Here is a 17983-nt window from a genome sequence, read left to right on the forward strand (position 1 = left end):
CTCGGCGATCGCCGCCCGCGATCCCCGGGGGACCGGACGGGCTCACCCCCCGGAAGGAGGGCCGACGCATTCTGAAACGATGGTCGAGGGCCATTCTCCAACGGGACGGAGCGACGCGAAACACGCCCACGCCTCGTCGATTCCAATCGGAGAACGGCGGTTCCATACCGGATCGCGCCGCTTTCGGCAATATGACGCGCGATGAGGTTCGGCGCGGCCATCACGCCGGAGGCCGGCCAGGGCGGCGCGTGTTGCGCAGCCAGACCGCCGAGGCAACGGCCAGGGGTTCGAGGGGCAGCACCACCGGTCCGTGTCGCTTGCCCAGCAATTCGATGCCGGTGAAACGGACTTCGCGAATGGCGAGCCAGACGCCGAACGGAAAGGTGGCATCGGTCCCTTCCAGCGGGCCGAAGCACTCCTCGAATGCAAGCGGATCCACCATGATCTGGTCGTAGCGTGACAGGTGATCCGCCATGGAGACTTTGGAACGGAACAGCACCCGGTCGCGGTGGAACGACGAGAAGCATGGCTCGAATTCGGTCAGCGTCACCCAGAGCTTGCCCCCGATGCGCAGATAGGGCGGGTTCGGGCCGGCATCGCCAAAATTCGCCGGGCTCCACCCGGCTTCGGCCATGAGAGATTCTGCGAGGGTCACGGGTTCGGAAGCCCAGAGGTCGGGCACCGATGAGGTCTGGCCAGACGACAGGGGCAAGTCCGTCAGGCCCACTGGATCGGCGACCGTTCCCATCTCATGTCCGGTACCCAACGCGATCATCGTGATCCCCGGAAAATGCTGCCTCGGCCAGCGAGGGTCGGCAATATTGCGCATTTTCTTGGATTTGGCGACCTGGGATCAGTCGCCATGTCTCGTTATCGTGCCGTTCGACGCCATCCTGAGGGCAACACCGAAGCCCGGACGAAAAAATCCGCACCGGAGCTCCGGTGCGGATCGGGTTCGTCCAGATCTGACGGCGAGAATCAGTCCTCGTCGTCATCCGTGTCGGTGTTGCGCATGCCCTTGAGCTTGGCGAACACGGAATCGGCGTTGAGCTTCTCGTCGCGCACGGAGCGGTGATGCTCGTCGGTCTCGGTGTAGTCCGTCGCCGTCGAGACTTCCGTCGGCAGCAGCGTGGCGCCACCGTCCGTCGGCAGCACGGCGGGCCGATCCTTGGCCGAACGCTGGACTTCGAAGTCGAGGTCGATCTGCGTGCACAGGCCGAGGGTCACCGGGTCCATGGGCTGGAGCGAGGCCGAGTTCCAGTGCGTGCGCTCGCGGATCTGCTGGATCGTCGACTTGGTGGTACCGACGAGTCGGATGACCTGCGCGTCCTTGAGCTCGGGGTGGTTGCGCAGGAGCCAGAGGATGGCGTTGGGGCGGTCCTGGCGGCGCGAGAGCGGGGTGTAGCGCGGACCCTTGGTGGTGCGCTTGACCTCGGGCAGCTTCACCTTCGAGACGGCGACCTTGAGCTTGTAGTTCGGCACCCGCTGGGCGCGCTCGATCTCGTCGCGGGTGAGCTGGCCCGTGGTGATCGGGTCGAGACCCTTGATGCCGGCCGCGACCTCGCCGTCGGCGATGCCCTTCACCTCGAGGGGGTGCAGCTTGCAGAATTCAGCGATCTGCTCGAAGGCCAGGGAGGTGTTCTCCACCAGCCACACGGCTGTGGCCTTCGGCATCAACGGGCCTTGGGTCATCGGGCAACTCCAACGGTTGGGGCGGGACGGGCGTCGGGGCGCCGCCGACGTGGCGCCGCTCGCTCCGGCCTGGGACTGGCCGGCAGCATCCCGTCTCAACGCTGCAATAGGGGAGTTGCGTCTATACAGGTTGCGGAGGGGGATGCGCAATTGCGATCGCGCGCATCCCGTCCCGCTCAGCACGGTATCAGGTGAACAGGCTGGACACGCTCGATTCCGTCGCGGTCCGGCCGATGGCCTCGCCCAGCAGCGGCGCGATGGTGGCGACCCGGATGTTGCGCGCGAGCTTGACCGCCTGCGTAGGCTGGATCGAATCGGTGATGACCAGCTCCTTCATCCGCGAGGCGGCGATGCGCGAGACCGCGCCGCCCGAGAGCACCCCGTGGGTGATGTAGGCCGACACGTCCTTGGCACCGGCGTTGAGCAGGGCCTCGGCGGCGTTCACCAGGGTGCCGCCGGAATCGACGATGTCGTCGACGAGGATGCAGGATCGACCCTCGACCTCACCGATGATGTTCATCACCTCAGATTCGCCGGGGCGCTCGCGGCGCTTGTCGACGATGGCGAGCGTCGCGTCGATGCGCTTGGCGATGGCGCGGGCGCGCACCACGCCGCCGACGTCGGGCGAGACCACCATCCAGTCCTTGGGGTCGAGCCGTTCCTTGATGTCGCGCACCTTCACGGGGGCGGCGAACAGATTGTCGGTGGGGATGTCGAAGAAGCCCTGGATCTGGCCGGCATGCAGATCGAGGGTCATGACGCGGTCGGCACCGGCCTCGGTGATGAGGTTGGCGACGAGCTTGGCCGAGATCGGGGTCCTGCCCGAGGTGCGCCGGTCCTGGCGGGCATAGCCGAAATACGGGATCACCGCCGTGATGCGCCGGGCCGAGGAGCGCCGGGCCGCATCGATCATGATGAGCAGTTCCATCAGATGATCGTTGGCTGGAAACGACGTGGACTGGACGATGAAGACATCCTCGCCGCGGACGTTCTCCTGCAGTTCGACGAAGATTTCCATGTCGGCGAAGCGCCGGACCATGCATTTCGCCAGCGGCAACTCGAGGTAGGCCGCGATGGCCTCGGCGAGCGGGCGGCTGGCATTGCCGGCGATGATCTTGATCGATGACGTCATGCCGGGGTCTTCATCTCGCGATCCTTCGCCCGCCGAGCCGTCCAACCAGGGTCACGAACCAAATCGTAGAAACCCGGAGCGGTTTGTCGGGCCGGTCCATACCAGCCGACGGGGGGGCGTCACAATGCCTTCACGCACTCTGCCCCTGCGCCCTGCACAGATCAGGGCTCGAGCAGCCGGTGCAGGTGCACGATGAAGTAGCGCGTCTCGGCGCTGTCGACCGTGGATTGCGCCTTGGCCTTCCAGGCGCTCTGGGCGGACGCATAGTCGGGATAGATGCCGACGATATCGAGGTCCTTCACGTCGCGAAAGTTCACGCCGTCGAGGCTTTCCAGTTGCCCACCGAAGACCAGGTGCAGTTTCTGGGCGCTGTCGATCGTGGTTGTCATCGCGGCTCCTTCGTATCGTGCGGCCTGCCTTGGGGGCTGGCTCAGGCATGCGCCGTGCCGCGGTTCGCAAACGCGGCCCCGTTCGTCAACCCACGGGCGGGCAGGCGTGCGCGGCACAGCCGGGGCCGTTCGCGAGGCCGAGCCTTCAGCCTTCGAACAGGGAGCCCTGGACGAGGGCCTTGGCCGCCGCTTTCCGTGGGGCGCGCTTGGGACGCGCCGGTGCCGGAACGCCCTCCTCGCCCGATGCGGCGGCGGTCTCGGCCCGCGCCGCCAGGGTGCCATCGGCGAATTCCAGGGTGAAGCGCTCGGCCGCCGACGCGGCCACGGTGCTGCGCAGGGCCGCGCCCGACCCGTCGCGAACCAGGGCGAAGCCGCGCGCCAGGACGGCGCGGTAGCTCAGAGAAGCGAGGAGGCTCGCCAGGGTCCCGAGGCGGTCGCGGCGGCGCTCCGTGAGTCGGCCGCCGGCCCGGTCGAGGCGGCCCTGGAGGGCATCGAGCCGGTCGCGGCGCCGTGCGCCCTCGACATCGGCTCGGGCTAAAGTGGCGTCGCGCGCCACGACGAGACGGCGGCCGAGATAGGCCAGGGCTTCGCCCCTGTGGCGGGTGCCATGGCGGAGCGCCGCGCCCGGCCGGTCACCGATGCGGGCCAGACGTCCCCGTGCGGTGGCGAGCGCGAGGGTCGGCGGATGCCGTACGAAGCGCTCCACGAGGCGTGACACTCTCAAACGATGCACGCGGGCATTGCCGGCCAGCGCCGGCCCCAGACGGGCCTCGGCGAGGTCGAGGCGCTGGCGCTTGCCCGCCAGGAAGGTGTCGACCCCAGGCATCGCCCGGACGAGGGCGCGCAGATCGCTGCCCTCCCGGTCGAGCTTGCGCTCGACGGCCTCGCGCTGTCGCCGAGCGAGGTCGGTCACCTCGGCCATGAGGTCCGCGCGCACCGGCACCGCCATCTCGGCGGCTCCCGTGGGAGTCGGCGCCCGCCGGTCGGAGACGAAGTCGATGAGGGTGGTGTCGGTCTCGTGGCCCACCGCGGAGATCAGCGGAATGGTCGAGTCCGCGGCGGCACGCACCACCACTTCCTCGTTGAAGGCCCACAGATCCTCGATGGAGCCGCCGCCGCGTGCCACGATGAGCACGTCGGGGCGTGGGATCGCCCCACCGGGGAGCAGCGCGTTGAAGCCCCGGATTGCGGTGGCGATCTCGTCGGCCGCCCCCTCCCCCTGCACCCGCACGGGCCAGACGAGGACTGGACGGGGGAAGCGGTCGGCGAGGCGGTGGAGGATATCGCGGATGACCGCCCCCGTGGGCGAAGTCACCACGCCGACGACGCGCGGCAGGTAGGGAATCGGCCGTTTGCGCTCGGCCGCGAACAGACCCTCGGCGGCGAGCACGCGCTTGCGCTCCTCCAGCAACGCCATCCAGGCGCCGATGCCCGCGGGCTCCAGGGTCTCGATGACGATCTGGTACGAGGATTTGCCCGGAAACGTCGTGATCCGGCCCGTGGCGACGACCTCCAACCCCTCCTGCGGCTTCTGGCGAAGGCGGGCGAACGTGCCCTTCCACACCACCGCATCGATGCGGGCGGTGCCATCCTTCAGCGAGAAATAGGCGTGGCCCGAGCCGTGCTGGCCGCGAAAGCCCGATATCTCACCTCGTAGGCGGACATGGCCGAAGGCGTCTTCCAAGGTCCGCTTCAGGGCCGAGGCAAGGTCGCCGACAGACCATTCGGGGACGTTCGAGACGGGCACGCCGGATCTCGGAACGGCGGAAGGCGGGGGAGGAACAGCCATGGCGGCGAACGCTAGTGTGGGGTGCCGTGCAGGTAAAGGGCGGCACCCTGAGGGCGTTCGAGCGTCAGGCCGCTCTGAGGTCGACTATAGTAAGATGGAGAGAAGCAGGGCGACGCAGGCGGTGGGGAAAGCGCCGACGGCCAAGGCCCAGTACCAGCTCGGTGCGCTGTGTGAGCGGCGATTGTCGTTGCACGCCCGCATCGGCATCCGCCCGCTGATCACATACCGCGCGGCATTGACGCCCTGGAATCTGGGCGAAGCCATCGAATAAGAGACGGATTTGCGACATCCTGGCATGATCCATCTAGAACTCGGGAACGGGCACCGGGTTCCCGATGTCCTGTCGAGAAGATCGGGTTGGGCGTGCGTTGGGGCTCCATCCCGTGCAAAGCCGCGCGGACTGTCCGAATCCGCCTTTTCAAGGGCGCTCTTTTGGGGAAGAGCTTGGCCCATGAACATCCTCCTCATCGGCTCCGGGGGGCGCGAGCATGCCCTCGCCTACGCGCTGACCAAGAGCCCGCTCTGCGAGCGTCTGTTTTCCGCGCCGGGCAATCCCGGAACCGCGGCGTTCGGTCAGAATCGACCGGACCTCGACGTCGCCGACCACGCCGCCGTCCAGGCGTTCTGCGCGCAGAACACCATCGGCCTCGTGGTGATCGGACCCGAGGTGCCCCTCGTGGCCGGCCTCGTGGACGACCTCGCCGCGGCCGGCATCCGCGCGTTCGGTCCGACGAAGGCCGCCGCCCAACTCGAGGGCTCGAAGGGCTTCACCAAGGATCTGTGCGCCGCGTACGGCATTCCCACCGCTGCCTTCGCGCGCTTCACGAATCGTGATGCCGCCCTCGCCTACCTTGCCGAGCGCGGTGCGCCCATCGTGGTGAAGGCCGATGGCCTCGCCGCCGGCAAGGGCGTCGTGGTGGCTGAGACCCTCGATCAGGCCGAGGCCGCCGTGCGGGCCATGCTGACCGAGCCCGGCGCCGAAATCGTCATCGAGGAGTGCCTGTTCGGCGAGGAGGCAAGCTTCTTCGCCCTGTGCGACGGAACGCGCGCCGTCCCCATCGGTACGGCCCAGGACCACAAGCGGGTGTTCGACGGGGATCGCGGTCCCAACACCGGCGGCATGGGCGCGTACTCGCCCGCCACCATCCTCACCCCCGCCCTGGAACGGACGGTGATGGAGACCATCATCGCGCCGACCCTCGCCGGCATGCGCGCCCGTGGAACGCCGTTCACCGGCATCCTCTATGCCGGCCTCATGCTCACGGTCGATGGGCCGAAACTCATCGAGTACAACACCCGCTTCGGCGATCCCGAGGCGCAGGTGCTGATGCCGCGCCTCGCCGGAGACCTCCTCCCGGCCCTGATCGCGGCCTGCGACGGCAACGTGTCCGGCGTCGATCTCCCGTTCGACGAAAGTCGCGCGGCGCTGACCGTGGTGATGGCGGCGGCCGGTTATCCCGGCGCGGTGATGCGCGGCTCGGTGATCCGGGGGGTCGACGCGGCGGATGCGAGCGACAACGTCATCGTGTTCCAGGCCGGCACCCGCATCGAGAACGGGCAGCTGCTCGCCGATGGCGGACGCGTGCTCACCGTGACGGCCCTGGGGGCCAGTATGATGGAAGCCCAGGCCCGCGCTTACACGGCCATCGCCCGGATCGACTGGCCGGAAGGGTTCTGCCGCCGGGACATCGGCCGCCGCGCCGTGGCCCGCGAGGTCGCCGGCGGGGGGATCTGAAGCGCTGTCCTTCGTCCGTTTGAGGGCGACGCTCCAAATTCCCGTCGTTGTCGCGAGACTTTCGCCGAAGGCCGGTCTCAGCATTTCGGGGCGATGCTCTGGCGTTCGCCTCGCGGAGCGTAGCCATCCGATTCGGGCCGGGGAGGCCAAAGGCTCGGCGGTGACCTATCTCGGGAGGCACGGAGCCCCGACCTCGAGCGCAAAGGCATCAGCATGGATACATCGGCAGGCCATGGCCGATACGGCTACAGCGCGCTGCCCGATCGGCCGGTCTACGACTGGCCGGGGGGCAAGCGCTTGGCCGTGTACGTCGCCCTCAACCTCGAAACCTTCGATTTCGGATCTGGGCTCGGCGCCGAGCTCGCGCCCGGAGGCCCCCAACCGGACGTGCTGAACTACGCTTGGCGCGATTGGGGCAACCGCGTCGGCGCGTGGCGGATGAAGGCGATGCTCGACAGTCTCGCCCTGCCGGCGAGCGTGCTCGTCAACAGTCGGCTCTATGCGGATTGCCCGGGACTCATCGAAGCGTTCCGGGCCCGTGGCGACGAGATCGTCGGCCACGGCCGCACCAATGCCGAGCGTCAGGGAACCCTAGACGAGGCCGCTGAGCGGCGCCTCATCGCCGAGGCGACGGAGATCCTCGCCCGGCACGAGGGCGAGCCGCCGGCTGGTTGGCTCGGCCCCTGGATCTCGCAATCGCGGGTGACGCCAGATCTCCTGGCCGAGGCCGGGTACCGCTACCTTCTCGACTGGGCGCATGACGATCAGCCGGTGTGGTTCGCGACGCGCGGAGGGCGGCGCATCCTCTCGGTGCCTTATCCGCAGGAACTGAACGATATCCCGGCCATCGTCGCCCGTAAGGACACCGGCCGTCAGTTCGCGGAAGCCCTCGTCGATGGCTTCGACGAGATGCTGGTCCAGTCTCGGGATGCCCCCCTGGTCATGGGGATCGCATTGCATCCCTACATCGTCGGCCAACCACACCGCCTGAAGCCCTTGCGTGCGGCCCTGGAGCACATCGCGGCGCACCGGGACGCGGTCTGGCTCACCACCGCCGGTGCCATCGCCGACCATGTTTACGCGATGACCGACGGGGCGCCCGCCGTGAACGAATAACGCGTTTCGCGACCCCCAAACAGCGACACCCCGAGGATTTCTCCTCGGGGTGTCGCCTCGACGAAAGCGGCCAGATGATCGGGGCTGGGGACGCTCAGGCCGAACCTGAAGGTCCCGCAGGTCCTAGTACGAGCCGAACTTGTAGTTCAGGCCGGCGCGGACGACGGCGAACTCGGTGCCGGAGTTGCGGCCGGCGAAGCCGGGCTGACGGTAGACGACGTTGTTGGTGTCGACGGCGTAGACGCCGGCGTTGCGGTTGTTCTGGTCGAGGTTGACGTACAGGCCTTCGACCTTGAACGTCACGGCCGAGGACTTGAAGAAGTTGAAGAACGAGTCGGTGGGGAGGGCGTACTCGATGCCACCGCCGGCGGCCCAGCCGGTGCGGAAGCTGTCGTTGCCGCGGAAGCCGCCGAAGGAGCGCTCCTCGCTGCCGGCGCCGTAGGCGAAGCCGCCGGTGCCGTACACGAGGGTGCGGTCGAAGGCGTAGCCGAGGCGGCCGCGGACGGTGCCGAAGTAGTCGAGGCTGGCGGTGCCGCGGGGATCGACGAATGTGACGCCGGCGACGGGAGCGAAGCCGGGGGTCAGGACGAAGTTGTTCCGGCTACGGCCGAAGTCGACGTACTGGGCGTCGGCTTCGATACCGACGACCACGCCCGAGCCCGGGGTGAACTGGTAGTTGTAGCCGATCTGACCACCGCCGGTGAAACCTTCGTTCGAACGGTCGGAGTAGGCGACCTGCGAGGGGCCACCGGCGCCGGCGAGACCAGCGGCGCCGCCGCGGACCAGGTTCGGGAACACGTTGTTGTAGACGTTGGTGTCGCGGTTCGAGGCGTCGAAGCCGTAACCGGCGTTGAAACCGGCGTAGAAGCCCGTCCAGGTGAACACCGGCACCGGCACGAACACCGGCGGAGCCGCACGGCGCGGAAGGTCGACGGCGGTGCTGGCGAGGAAGAGCGTCTTGAACATTGTGTGACTGCCAGAAAAGCTGAGGCGCACTCTCGGTGCGGCGTGACCTGGGCTTAGCAAGGCTTGGCACGACGCTTCTAGTGTATTTCGGCAACACCGAGATTAGATCGCATCATCAATGGAAAAGACCAGTCCTTTACTTTGTGTTTACATTAATTGTTTGAGTGGAGGCGATAACGCAGGGTTTGCCATTCGGTTCCGCGATAGGGTCGCTTTTTTAGGATTTACCCGAATGGCCCGGGTGATCGCGTGAGCCTCAGCGCGGCGCGAACACCGTGATGTTACTATTGAGCTGATAGGCGGGGGCGGGCGGCGTGTTGACGAACCGCAGGCGGATAGGACTTTCGCCGAGGATCGCCCCGAAGGCCGGTGTGACGGAGATCGGAAGGCACCGTGACAGGGCGCCGGTGGCAGCGTCCTCGTAGCGTTTGCGGGCTTCCCCGTCGCCGTTCAGCCGCCGGGCGGTGACGAGGGGCGGCCCTCGCAGGGCGCCCGTCTTGTCGAGGCCGAAGCGGAACGCGATCAACGATCCCTCCGTCCCCGGCGGCACCGACCAGCACGCGGCCAGAGCGGTGCGAAGATCCATCCAGTTGTTGATGGGTGACGGACCCTGGGCCAGGGCGGCTGCGCACAAGACGGTGCACACGCCTCCGAGAAGCGCCGCGCTGAAGGGGCGTCCGCTCGCCCGTGATCGTGTCCGTCCGGTGCGCATGCCCCGCATCTTAGGCGAGCGTTTACGCCTGTGTAAAATCGCCTTGGACTCTTCGCTCAGTGTTCCCGCTCGGGTGGCGCCAGGTCGCCGGGAATCCGACGCGGGTCGCCGTAGAGGTCGTCGAGCGCCCCGAGGACGGCCTTGGTCCAGCGTCCGGTCCCGTCGTCGCCGGGATGCCCGCCGGCATAGGCCTCGATCCAGAAGTCGATCTCCTCGTCGCCGAGGTGGATCGTCCGGATTCGCTGGCGGAGGCGAAGCAGATCGGTGCGTGCGCGCAATTCGACCTCGTCCTCGCGCAGGTCGTCGCGGGCCTCCCGCACGGAGATCAGCTGGGTCGCGGAGGACAGGGTGGTACGGTCGAACGCCAGGACGGCACCCTGCCGAACATCGCGGGCGGTGAGCCCCGCCGCACCGTCGTCCCGGCGGTCCTGCATCGCCTGGGCGACGAGGCCTGCCACGGTGCGATCCCGGAAGAAGCGCAGGCTCGGCCGGTCGCCGTCTCCTGTCGGGGCCACGGACAGCCGGTCGAGGATCCAGGCCTCGACCAGATCGGGTACGACGATGGGGTGATGCAGCTGCATCCCCGCGCTCAGTCCGCCGTCCAGGTCTGACCGTGATACACGAACACGTCCGGCCGGCTCGCCAGGGCGGCGAGGCCCGAAAGGGCCGGGTCGTGGAGGGCGATCACGCTGGTGGGAATCGCCTCCATCTGCGCCACGAAGGGCGGCTTGTGCTCGAAGGCGGCGCGGAAGCCACCCTGGTGCAGCACATCGATGATCCGGGGGGCGATGCCGCCGCCGATGTAGACCCCGCCGGTGGCGAGGAACGTCAGGGCGAGGTCGCCGCAGACCCGGCCGAGCAGCTTGGCGAAGAGCGCGAGGGCGGCCGCCGCATCCGGGTCCGTGCCGCCGAGTCCTGCCTCGGTGACCGCGGCGGGATCGAGCCTGGGGCCGTCCTCTCCAGTGCGCAGACGATGCAGACCGGCGTGCAGGCGCGACAGGCCTGGCCCGGAGAGCAACGCCTCGACGGTGATCCGTCCCTCGATCCGCTCCAGGTGCGGCCACAGGGCGTGCTCCTCGGCGTCGCTCGGGCCGAAATCCACGTGCCCGCTCTCCGTCGAGACGATGGCGAGGCGATCCCCCACGGGCAGCAGGGCCGCCGCGCCGAAACCCGTGCCGGGGCCGAGGACGAGGCGGGCGCCCTGATCACCCTTGATCCCACCCTCGCGATGGGGACCCACCGGGGTCAACTCGCCGGGACTGATCTCGGCCGCGCCCGCCGCCACCGGCACGTAGTCGTTGACGATCACCGCCCGCGACAGGCCGAAATCCCGGCCGATCCGCGCGCCTTCGATCACCCAATGGGCGTTGGTAAGCTGTACCGCCGGGCCATCGACGCGCGCGGCGACGGCCAGGATGGCCGAGCGCGGCGGCGGACCGCCACCTTCGGCGAGCGCCGCCCGGATCGCGGCGCTAGGGTCTGGATGGCCGGCCGTCTCGACATGGGCGAGAAGGCGCGGCTGTGCACCGGACTTCGGCACCACGGCGAAGCGGGCGTTGGTGCCGCCGATATCGCCGACGAGGACCGGAAATTCGAACATGCGCGCTCCTTTTCGAAAAAGGCCGGGTTCTCAGGTGTGGGTGACGCGGGTGTGGCCGTTCTGGGTGCGGCCGGGTCAGGCCGGCGGCAGGGCGTCGGGATCGATGGGGGCCCCGTCGGCCCAGGCGTAGAGCAGCCGGCGCACGTCCTCCGGGGTGGCGAGGCGCCGTGTGGCGATGGTTTCGGCCGCGCCGATGCGGACGCTGACGCCCCCGCTCGCGTTGACCACCGCGAAGGCCTTCTCGTCGGTGAGGTCGTCGCCGAGGAAGATCGCCCGGCGGCCGGCATAGGGCGGGGCTTGCGCGAACACCCGGATGGCCTGGCCCTTGGTGGCCGAGGCGGGCACGATCTCACCCACCGCCTTGCCGAGCTGGAGCCGGTAGGCGGCACCCAGGGCATCGGCGGTGATCTTGACCGCCGCTTCCGCGAGCGCCGCGTCGGCCGGACTGGCGAGGCGCCAATGCACCGCCACCGACGCGCCCTTGTCTTCGATCAGAACGGCATCGAGCCCGGCGACGGCCGCGGTCAGGCCGGCCATGCGGGCACGCAGTTCCGGATGGTTCTCGGCGCCTCCCCCGCTCACGACGCCGTCGACCCGCCGCTCGACCCCATGCAGGCCGGCGATATCGAACCGGGCCGGCGCCAGGAAATCGTCGATCACCCCGATGGGCCGACCGGTGACGACGGCGAGCGCGCCGCCGAGGCGGGTGCGCAGCCGCTCCAGGGCGCCCGGCAGGGCCGGATCGACCCGGACCAGATCGGGCCGGGGGGCGATTTCCACGAGGGTCCCGTCGAAGTCGAGGTAGAGGGCGAAGTCGGTCGGCTCGGTCACGCTCTCGGTCACGCTTCGCGTCCCTCCATCCAAGACCGGCCTGCGCTAGCATGACGCGCGCCAGTGGAAAACGGGGCGCGGCCCACGCCGTGCCCTAACTCACGCATCCGTATCCCGACGCCAGGAGCCCGCTGCGCATGTGGCCGACACCGATTCACCCCGGTCCCGACGAGGAGAGCGTCTGGGATTACCCGCGGCCGCCCCGCCTGGAGCGCGTCGCCCGGCGCTTGCGGGTGGTGTTCTCGGGCGAGACCATCGCCAGCACGGTGGTGGGCTGGCGCGTCCTCGAGACCTGCCATCCGCCGACCTACTACATCCCGCCCGCCGACGTGGCCCCGGGCGTGCTCGGCCCGCCGCGCCGGGCCGGCCTCTGCGAGTGGAAGGGCCGCGCCGTGCTCCACGACGTCTCGGCCGGCGGGCGCCGCGCCGAGGGGGCGGCCTGGGCCTATCCCGATCCCACAGCGGATTTTCGCGCCATTACCGGATACCTCGCCTTCTATGCCGGACCGATGGACGGCTGCTTCGTCGGCGATGTCCGCGCCACGCCGCAGCCCGGCGGGTTCTACGGCGGTTGGATCACGCCGGGCCTCGTCGGCCCGTTCAAGGGTGGTCCCGGCTCCATGGGTTGGTAGGGCCATGGCGCCGGGGTTGCGTCCCCGCCAGGCCCGGCTACATGCCGTCACGGTGTGATGGAGCGATGGCATGCACGGTGAGATCGACGTCGAGGCACGGGCGGTGGGGCTGTGCCCGGATCGCCTGGGGCGGATCGACGGCTGGATGGAGCGGCTGGTGGCCGACGGGAAGCTCGCCGGCCTCTCGGTGATGGTCGCGCGGGCGGGCAAGACCGCGTATTTCCGCACCCACGGTCTCGCCGACATCGCCCGGGAGAAGCCGTTCGCCCCCGACACCATCGCGCGCATCTATTCGATGACGAAGCCGCTCACCTCGGTGGCGGTGATGATGCTCTACGAAGAGGGGCGCTTCCAGCTCGACGATCCCATCACCCGTTTCCTGCCGGACTTCTCCGACATGCGGGTGCTCACCGGCGGCAACCGGGTGAAGTTCGACAGCGAGCCGGCGCAGCGCGCCATCACCATCCGCGACCTCCTCACCCATACCTCCGGCCTGACCTACGGCTTCATGGAGGCCACCCTCGTCGATGGCCTCTACCGCCAGAACGGCGTCGATTTCGGCGAGGCGCAGACCGACAGCCTCGCCACCGTGGTGGAGCGCCTTGCCCGCCAGCCCCTGCTGGCCCAGCCCGGGGCCGAGTGGAACTACAGCGTCGCCACGGACGTCCTCGGTTACCTCGTCGCGGTCGTGTCCGGCCAGGACTTCGCGGAGTTCATGCGGGAGCGCGTCCTGGCGCCGCTCGGCATGCTCGACACGGATTTCTTCGTTCCACCCGACAAGGTCGAGCGGTTCGCGGCGAATTACAGTCTGTTTCGCGAGCGCAGCCTGAAGCTCTACGACGATTGCGTCGGGAGCCGGTTCGCGCGTCCGCCGGTGGTGGCCTCCGGCGGCGGCGGCCTCGTCTCCACGGCGGGGGACTACATGCGCTTCTGCCGCTTCCTCCTGGCGCGCGGAGAACTCGACGGCGTGCGGCTGCTGGGGCGCAAGACCGTCGATCTCATGCTCACGAACCACCTCGGCGGCGATCTGGCCGCCATGGGCCAGCCGCGCTTCTCCGAGACGGCCTATACGGGCATCGGTTTCGGGCTCGGCTTCTCGGTGATGCTCGATCCGGCCCGTGCGCAGATCGTCGGAACGCCCGGCGAGGCCGCCTGGGGCGGGCTCGCCAGCACCGCCTTCTGGGTCGACCCGGCCGAGGATCTCGCGGTGGTGCTCCTCGCCCAGCTCATCCCGTCCTCGGCCCTGCCGATCCGCCGGGAGTTGCGGGTGCTGATCTACACCGCCCTGGTGGACTGATCCAGAGCTACAAAAAGCCGGCTCCGCTGGGCGAAGCCGGCTCGAAATTTTCCCGATGAGTCCTGCCGCCCGATGCGGGCGACGCGCGATCCTACTCCGCCGCGGGGGCGGCGGGTGCGGTTCCGGGAGCGGCCGGCTTCGCGCCGGGCTTCGGGGCCGCGGGCTTGGGCGCCCATTCGGCGTCGGAACGCGGGCCGCCGGGCTGGTTCGTCGCCGCGGTGAGCTGGCCCGGAACCACGTCGTTGACCTTGCTCCAGGTCTGCGATCCGCACAGGAACCCGAGCATGCAGCCCCGCACGGACAATTCGGTGGGCTGATCGGCCCACATGGTCACGTCGTAGAACTTGCCCTCGTCGGCGTTGTAGATCTTCCCGGCGTAACGGGCGTCGGCATCCGGCTTCAGACCCATGATGAGCTGGTGCCCCAGCGACGGGCGTGCCTGCTTCTTGGTGTCAGGATTCTTGAAGTCGACGCGGGGCTGGCCCTTGTCGTTCAACGGCACCTTCAGCCAGACGACGTAGCCGCACAGGTTGGTGTTCTGCGGACCGCATTTCTCGACGCGGATTCTCGCGCGGCCATCCTCGGTGAGGTAGGTCCCGGTCGCGTCGTTGGGCGTGGCGGCCAGGGCGGACCCGGGCAGCGCGGCCAGGGTCAGGCCGGCCAGAGCGGCGAGGGTCGATCGGTCGATCATCTGTTGGACATCCTCAAACTTCGAAAACCTGCCGGGCGGCGCCATCAGCCGTGTCGTGTCGGCCCGCCGGAGCCGCGCCGGACGACCGTCACCGGGCCACACGCGGTCGTCGCCCCGTGCGGTGATGCCCCGCCTTCGGACGCGAAGGTGACCGGATCATGACCACGACGCCCTGCCATTGCCGGAATCCGGCTCCCAGGTCGTCGGTCCGGGCCCGAACGCAAAAAGCCGGCGCTTTCGCGCCAGCTCTTGGGGCTTCGTGATGGGGGCGCGCTTATTCGGCAGCGGTCATCTCGGCCGTGAAGTGACCGCACCAATCCTTGGACGCCACCACCGGCCAAAGGCCCGGGGACTTCGGCTCCGGCTGGCTCACGGGCGGATTGAAGCGGCACAGGCCCGCATCGCCGGCTGCCGCGCCGCCGTTGAGCTTGTGATCGTCGAAGAAGCGGCAGCTCTCGCAGGCGATGCTGTGGTTGCTGGTCATCGTGTCTCTCCCGGTCGGATGGGCAGTCGCTCCACCCGTGCCGTTCTTAATTAGAATAACTCCAATCAAGCGTCAACGTCGTTTTCGGTGCTTGGTCGTCGTCGGTTCGTTGGTGTGCCTGGAATTCCGCTTTGCCGCTGGATCGACCGTCACGATCCGCGCTTCGGCTTGACGGGGTGATCGGCGAAGTCCTAGCGTAACCGTGACGGTTCCTCTCCGGAGGATCAAAAGGGAACGCGGTGAGGGCTTTGCCCCGATGCCGCGGCTGCCCCCGCAACTGTAAGCGGCGAGCCCATCATCAACACGTCACTGGGTCTTCCGGATCTGCCAAGATCCCGGCCTGGGAAGACGATGAGAGGGCGGTGACCCGCGAGCCAGGAGACCTGCCGTCAGTCGTGGTCACACGCGAAACGCATCGGGCGGGGTGTCCTGATGGGTGTCGGGGCGTTCGCATGCCGCGAACGGATCGGCCTCGTTCGCGGTGACGTGCCACACCGCGCCCCGTGCGCGCCCGCCGTTTCCGCATGCGCCCGCCCGAACCACTGCCTTCATTGCCTATCGATCGTGATCGCGTACCGCACCCGTGCGGCCGTCGAGCTCATGCGTCGTCGCACGAAAGGGCTTGGCCAGGACTGAACGATTGTAACACTATAACATTCGTTTTAGGCGTGGTGGAAGCGTCGTCGCGTACGTCGCGCGCCCTCGGACAATTCGCATCGCCATGCTGTTTCCACACTCCTGCCTCGCGCATCATCCCGGTCCCGGTCCCGGGATCGTCGGAGGATGTCTTCTCCTTGTCCTCGCTCCCCTCGCGGCCTCGGCGCAGGAGCCGGCCGTCACCCTCGACACCCTGTCGGTGGCCGGTTCCGGCGTCGCGCCCGCCGGGCTCAACCTGCGCACGGTGGATCGCGGCGCCAGCCGCCTCGGTCTGACGCCCCTGGAGACGCCGGCCAGCGTCGACGTGATCGCGGGCGAGACCGCGCGCCGGCGTGGCCAGAACACCGTCGCGGAGGCCGTGACAGAGAACGCCACCGGCATCACCACCGTGGCGGCCCCCGGCAACGGCAATGGGGCCTTCACGGCGCGCGGATTCGCCGGCCCGAACTCGATCCAGCAGCTCTACGACGGCACGCGCCTCTACGTGGGCGCCGGCACCGTCACCTTCCCGTTCGACACCTGGAACGTCGAGCGCATCGAGGTCCTGCGCGGCCCGGCCTCGGTACTCTACGGCGACGGGGCCATCGGCGGCGTCGTCAACGTGGTGACGAAGAAGCCGGTGTTCACGCCCATCAACGAGGCCCGCGCGGCCCTGGGCTCGGACGGTCTCGCCCGCCTCGCCCTCGATTCCGGCGGCCCCATCGGTGAGGCCCTGGCCTACCGCTTCAACATCAGCGGCAACCGGTCCGGCGGCTGGATGCAGCCCGACGGAGATTTTCGCAACCTCGCGGTCTCCGGCGCGCTGACCTTGCAGGCGGCCCCCGACCTCGCCTTCACACTCAGCCACGACCTCGGCTACCAGGAGCCCGCCCGCTACTGGGGTACGCCGCTGGTCAACGGGCGGATCCTCGATTCCATCCGGTTCAACAACTACAACGTCCGCGACGCCAAGATTTTTTGGACGGACAACTGGACCCAGCTCAGGACCGAGTGGAGCCCGAGCGCCGACATCACCGTGCGCAACACCGCCTACCGGCTCCAGAGCCGGCGCCAGTGGCTCGACGTCGAGCAATACGCCTTCAACCGAGGCACCGGCTTGATCGACCGTTCGAGTTACACCGAAATCTACCACCAGCAGGAGCAGGTCGGGAACCGCCTCGACGCGACGGTCCGGGGCACCCTGTTCGGGTTCCGCAACGAATTTCTGGCCGGGTTCGACGTCAATCACATCGCCTTCCGGCACACTAACAACTTCCAGTCCGAGGGCGGCGGTCTCACCACGAGCGTCGATCCGTTCGCCTACGATCCCGGCCTGTTCCCGGCCAACGGCCGCGCCTCGCCCGCCTATGCCACGTCGACCAACCAGGCCTCGGTCTTCGCCGAGAACCGCCTGATCCTGTCGGATCAGCTCTCGCTGCTGACGGGCGTGCGCTTCGACGCCCCGACCCTGAACCGCCGGAACCTCGTCTCCGGCGCCACCTTCCAGCGCGACTTCCAGGCCCTGAGCTACCGCTTCGGTGCCGTCTACGCCCCGACGCCCGACCTCTCCCTCTACGCCCAATACGCCACCGCCACCGATCCGGTGGGGAGCCTCATCACCCTGTCGCAGAGTCTGGCGAACTTCCGCCTCTCCACCGGCCAGCAGGTCGAGGTCGGCGCCAAGGGCATCGCCTTCGGGGGGCTGGCCGAGTGGACGCTCGCCGGCTACCGCATCGTCAAGGACAACCTCGTCTCCACCGTGCCGGGCCAGCCCACCGTCTCGACCCAGGTCGGCCGGCAATCCTCGCAGGGCGTCGAGGCGGCCGTGTCCCTTCACCTGTTCGACGCCTGGCGGGTGGATGCCAACGTCGCCCTCCTCCACGCCCAGTACGACGATTTCAATCAGGCGGTGGCTGGTGCGGTGGTGTCCTATGCCGGTCGTCAGCCCATCGACGTGCCGGAGCGCGTCGCCAACCTCTGGGTGAACTGGGCCTTCGCCCCGGCCTGGGAGGCGCGCATCGGCGTGCAGTATGTCGGCGAGACCTTCAGCGATTTCGGCAACATGGCCCGGCGCCCGGACTACGCCCTGCTCAATGCCGGGCTCGACTATCAGGTCGGGCCGGCCTCGCGCCTGTCGGTGCGGGCCTACAACCTCGCCGACACGGTCTACGCCATCAGCGGCAACGCCGTGAACGGGGTCGGCACAAACTGGCTCCTCGGCCGGCCACGCTCGTTCGAGGTCGCCTACAGCGTCAGCTTCTGACGCGCCGTGCGCCGCCTC

General features: G+C 68.7%; 17 protein-coding genes and 1 riboswitch. Of the genes, 5 read left to right on the plus strand and 12 right to left on the minus strand.

What is annotated here, in order from left to right:
* Positions 1-220 precede the first annotated feature (220 nt).
* The 5 genes from ASG60_RS07105 to xseA form a co-directional block, all read right to left on the minus strand.
* On the minus strand, positions 221-829 hold the full coding sequence (locus ASG60_RS07105) for a hypothetical protein (RefSeq protein ID WP_244473713.1): 609 nt from the start codon (positions 827-829) through the stop codon (positions 221-223).
* Positions 830-978: 149 nt separating this feature from the next.
* Positions 979-1692: a DUF1013 domain-containing protein gene (locus ASG60_RS07110; RefSeq protein ID WP_056169117.1), complete on the minus strand. Its 714-nt coding sequence runs from the start codon at positions 1690-1692 to the stop codon at positions 979-981.
* A 187-nt stretch (positions 1693-1879) separates the two neighbouring features.
* Positions 1880-2824: a ribose-phosphate pyrophosphokinase gene (locus tag ASG60_RS07115; RefSeq protein WP_056169120.1), complete on the minus strand. Its 945-nt coding sequence runs from the start codon at positions 2822-2824 to the stop codon at positions 1880-1882.
* A 161-nt stretch (positions 2825-2985) separates the two neighbouring features.
* Entirely contained in the window at positions 2986-3213 is a 228-nt protein-coding gene (locus ASG60_RS07120; protein ID WP_056169122.1) for a DUF4170 domain-containing protein, read from the minus strand.
* Between the two features lie 145 nt (positions 3214-3358).
* The gene (gene xseA / locus ASG60_RS07125) at positions 3359-5002 is read right to left on the minus strand and encodes an exodeoxyribonuclease VII large subunit (RefSeq protein WP_056384731.1); all 1644 of its coding nucleotides are present in this window, start codon (positions 5000-5002) and stop codon (positions 3359-3361) included.
* A gap of 451 nt (positions 5003-5453) precedes the next feature.
* Here xseA and purD point away from each other — a divergent pair, with 451 nt between their 5' ends.
* Both purD and ASG60_RS07135 read left to right on the plus strand, forming a co-directional pair.
* Positions 5454-6737 (plus strand): phosphoribosylamine--glycine ligase, encoded by a 1284-nt coding sequence (gene purD, locus ASG60_RS07130; RefSeq protein WP_056384732.1) that lies wholly within the window; start codon positions 5454-5456, stop codon positions 6735-6737.
* 213 nt (positions 6738-6950) lie between these two features.
* Positions 6951-7853 carry a polysaccharide deacetylase family protein gene (locus ASG60_RS07135; protein ID WP_056384735.1) on the plus strand — a complete coding sequence of 301 codons (903 nt, stop codon included), beginning with the start codon at positions 6951-6953 and terminating at the stop codon, positions 7851-7853.
* 123 nt (positions 7854-7976) lie between these two features.
* On the opposite strand, the gene ASG60_RS07140 is transcribed toward ASG60_RS07135, so the two are convergent.
* The 5 genes from ASG60_RS07140 to otsB form a co-directional block, all read right to left on the minus strand.
* Positions 7977-8819, minus strand: a complete 843-nt coding sequence (locus ASG60_RS07140) for a porin family protein (protein ID WP_056384736.1) — start codon at positions 8817-8819, stop codon at positions 7977-7979.
* A gap of 256 nt (positions 8820-9075) precedes the next feature.
* Positions 9076-9405 (minus strand): hypothetical protein, encoded by a 330-nt coding sequence (locus ASG60_RS07145; RefSeq protein WP_244476599.1) that lies wholly within the window; start codon positions 9403-9405, stop codon positions 9076-9078.
* Positions 9406-9587: 182 nt separating this feature from the next.
* Positions 9588-10112 (minus strand): hypothetical protein, encoded by a 525-nt coding sequence (locus tag ASG60_RS07150; RefSeq protein ID WP_056169137.1) that lies wholly within the window; start codon positions 10110-10112, stop codon positions 9588-9590.
* Positions 10113-10120: 8 nt separating this feature from the next.
* Complete coding sequence (locus ASG60_RS07155; RefSeq protein ID WP_056304285.1) at positions 10121-11131, minus strand: glucokinase; 1011 nt, start codon at positions 11129-11131, stop codon at positions 10121-10123.
* A 75-nt stretch (positions 11132-11206) separates the two neighbouring features.
* Positions 11207-11962, minus strand: coding sequence for a trehalose-phosphatase (gene otsB / locus ASG60_RS07160; protein ID WP_056263815.1), 756 nt, complete (start codon positions 11960-11962; stop codon positions 11207-11209).
* A gap of 137 nt (positions 11963-12099) precedes the next feature.
* Here otsB and ASG60_RS07165 point away from each other — a divergent pair, with 137 nt between their 5' ends.
* Positions 12100-12594, plus strand: a complete 495-nt coding sequence (locus tag ASG60_RS07165; RefSeq protein WP_056384738.1) for a DUF427 domain-containing protein — start codon at positions 12100-12102, stop codon at positions 12592-12594.
* A gap of 70 nt (positions 12595-12664) precedes the next feature.
* On the plus strand, positions 12665-13891 hold the full coding sequence (locus ASG60_RS07170; RefSeq protein ID WP_056384740.1) for a serine hydrolase domain-containing protein: 1227 nt from the start codon (positions 12665-12667) through the stop codon (positions 13889-13891).
* A 91-nt stretch (positions 13892-13982) separates the two neighbouring features.
* On the opposite strand, the gene ASG60_RS07175 is transcribed toward ASG60_RS07170, so the two are convergent.
* Together ASG60_RS07175 and ASG60_RS07180 are read right to left on the minus strand one after the other, a co-directional pair.
* Entirely contained in the window at positions 13983-14582 is a 600-nt protein-coding gene (locus tag ASG60_RS07175) for a DUF2147 domain-containing protein (RefSeq protein ID WP_056263765.1), read from the minus strand.
* 274 nt (positions 14583-14856) lie between these two features.
* On the minus strand, positions 14857-15066 hold the full coding sequence (locus ASG60_RS07180; protein ID WP_056263763.1) for a hypothetical protein: 210 nt from the start codon (positions 15064-15066) through the stop codon (positions 14857-14859).
* 189 nt (positions 15067-15255) lie between these two features.
* Positions 15256-15472: riboswitch (cobalamin riboswitch) on the plus strand.
* Between the two features lie 315 nt (positions 15473-15787).
* Here ASG60_RS07180 and ASG60_RS07185 point away from each other — a divergent pair.
* Positions 15788-17965: a TonB-dependent siderophore receptor gene (locus ASG60_RS07185; RefSeq protein ID WP_056384741.1), complete on the plus strand. Its 2178-nt coding sequence runs from the start codon at positions 15788-15790 to the stop codon at positions 17963-17965.
* Positions 17966-17983 lie beyond the last annotated feature (18 nt).

Source organism: Methylobacterium sp. Leaf469 (genome assembly GCF_001424745.1).
In the GTDB taxonomy this organism is placed as follows: domain Bacteria; phylum Pseudomonadota; class Alphaproteobacteria; order Rhizobiales; family Beijerinckiaceae; genus Methylobacterium.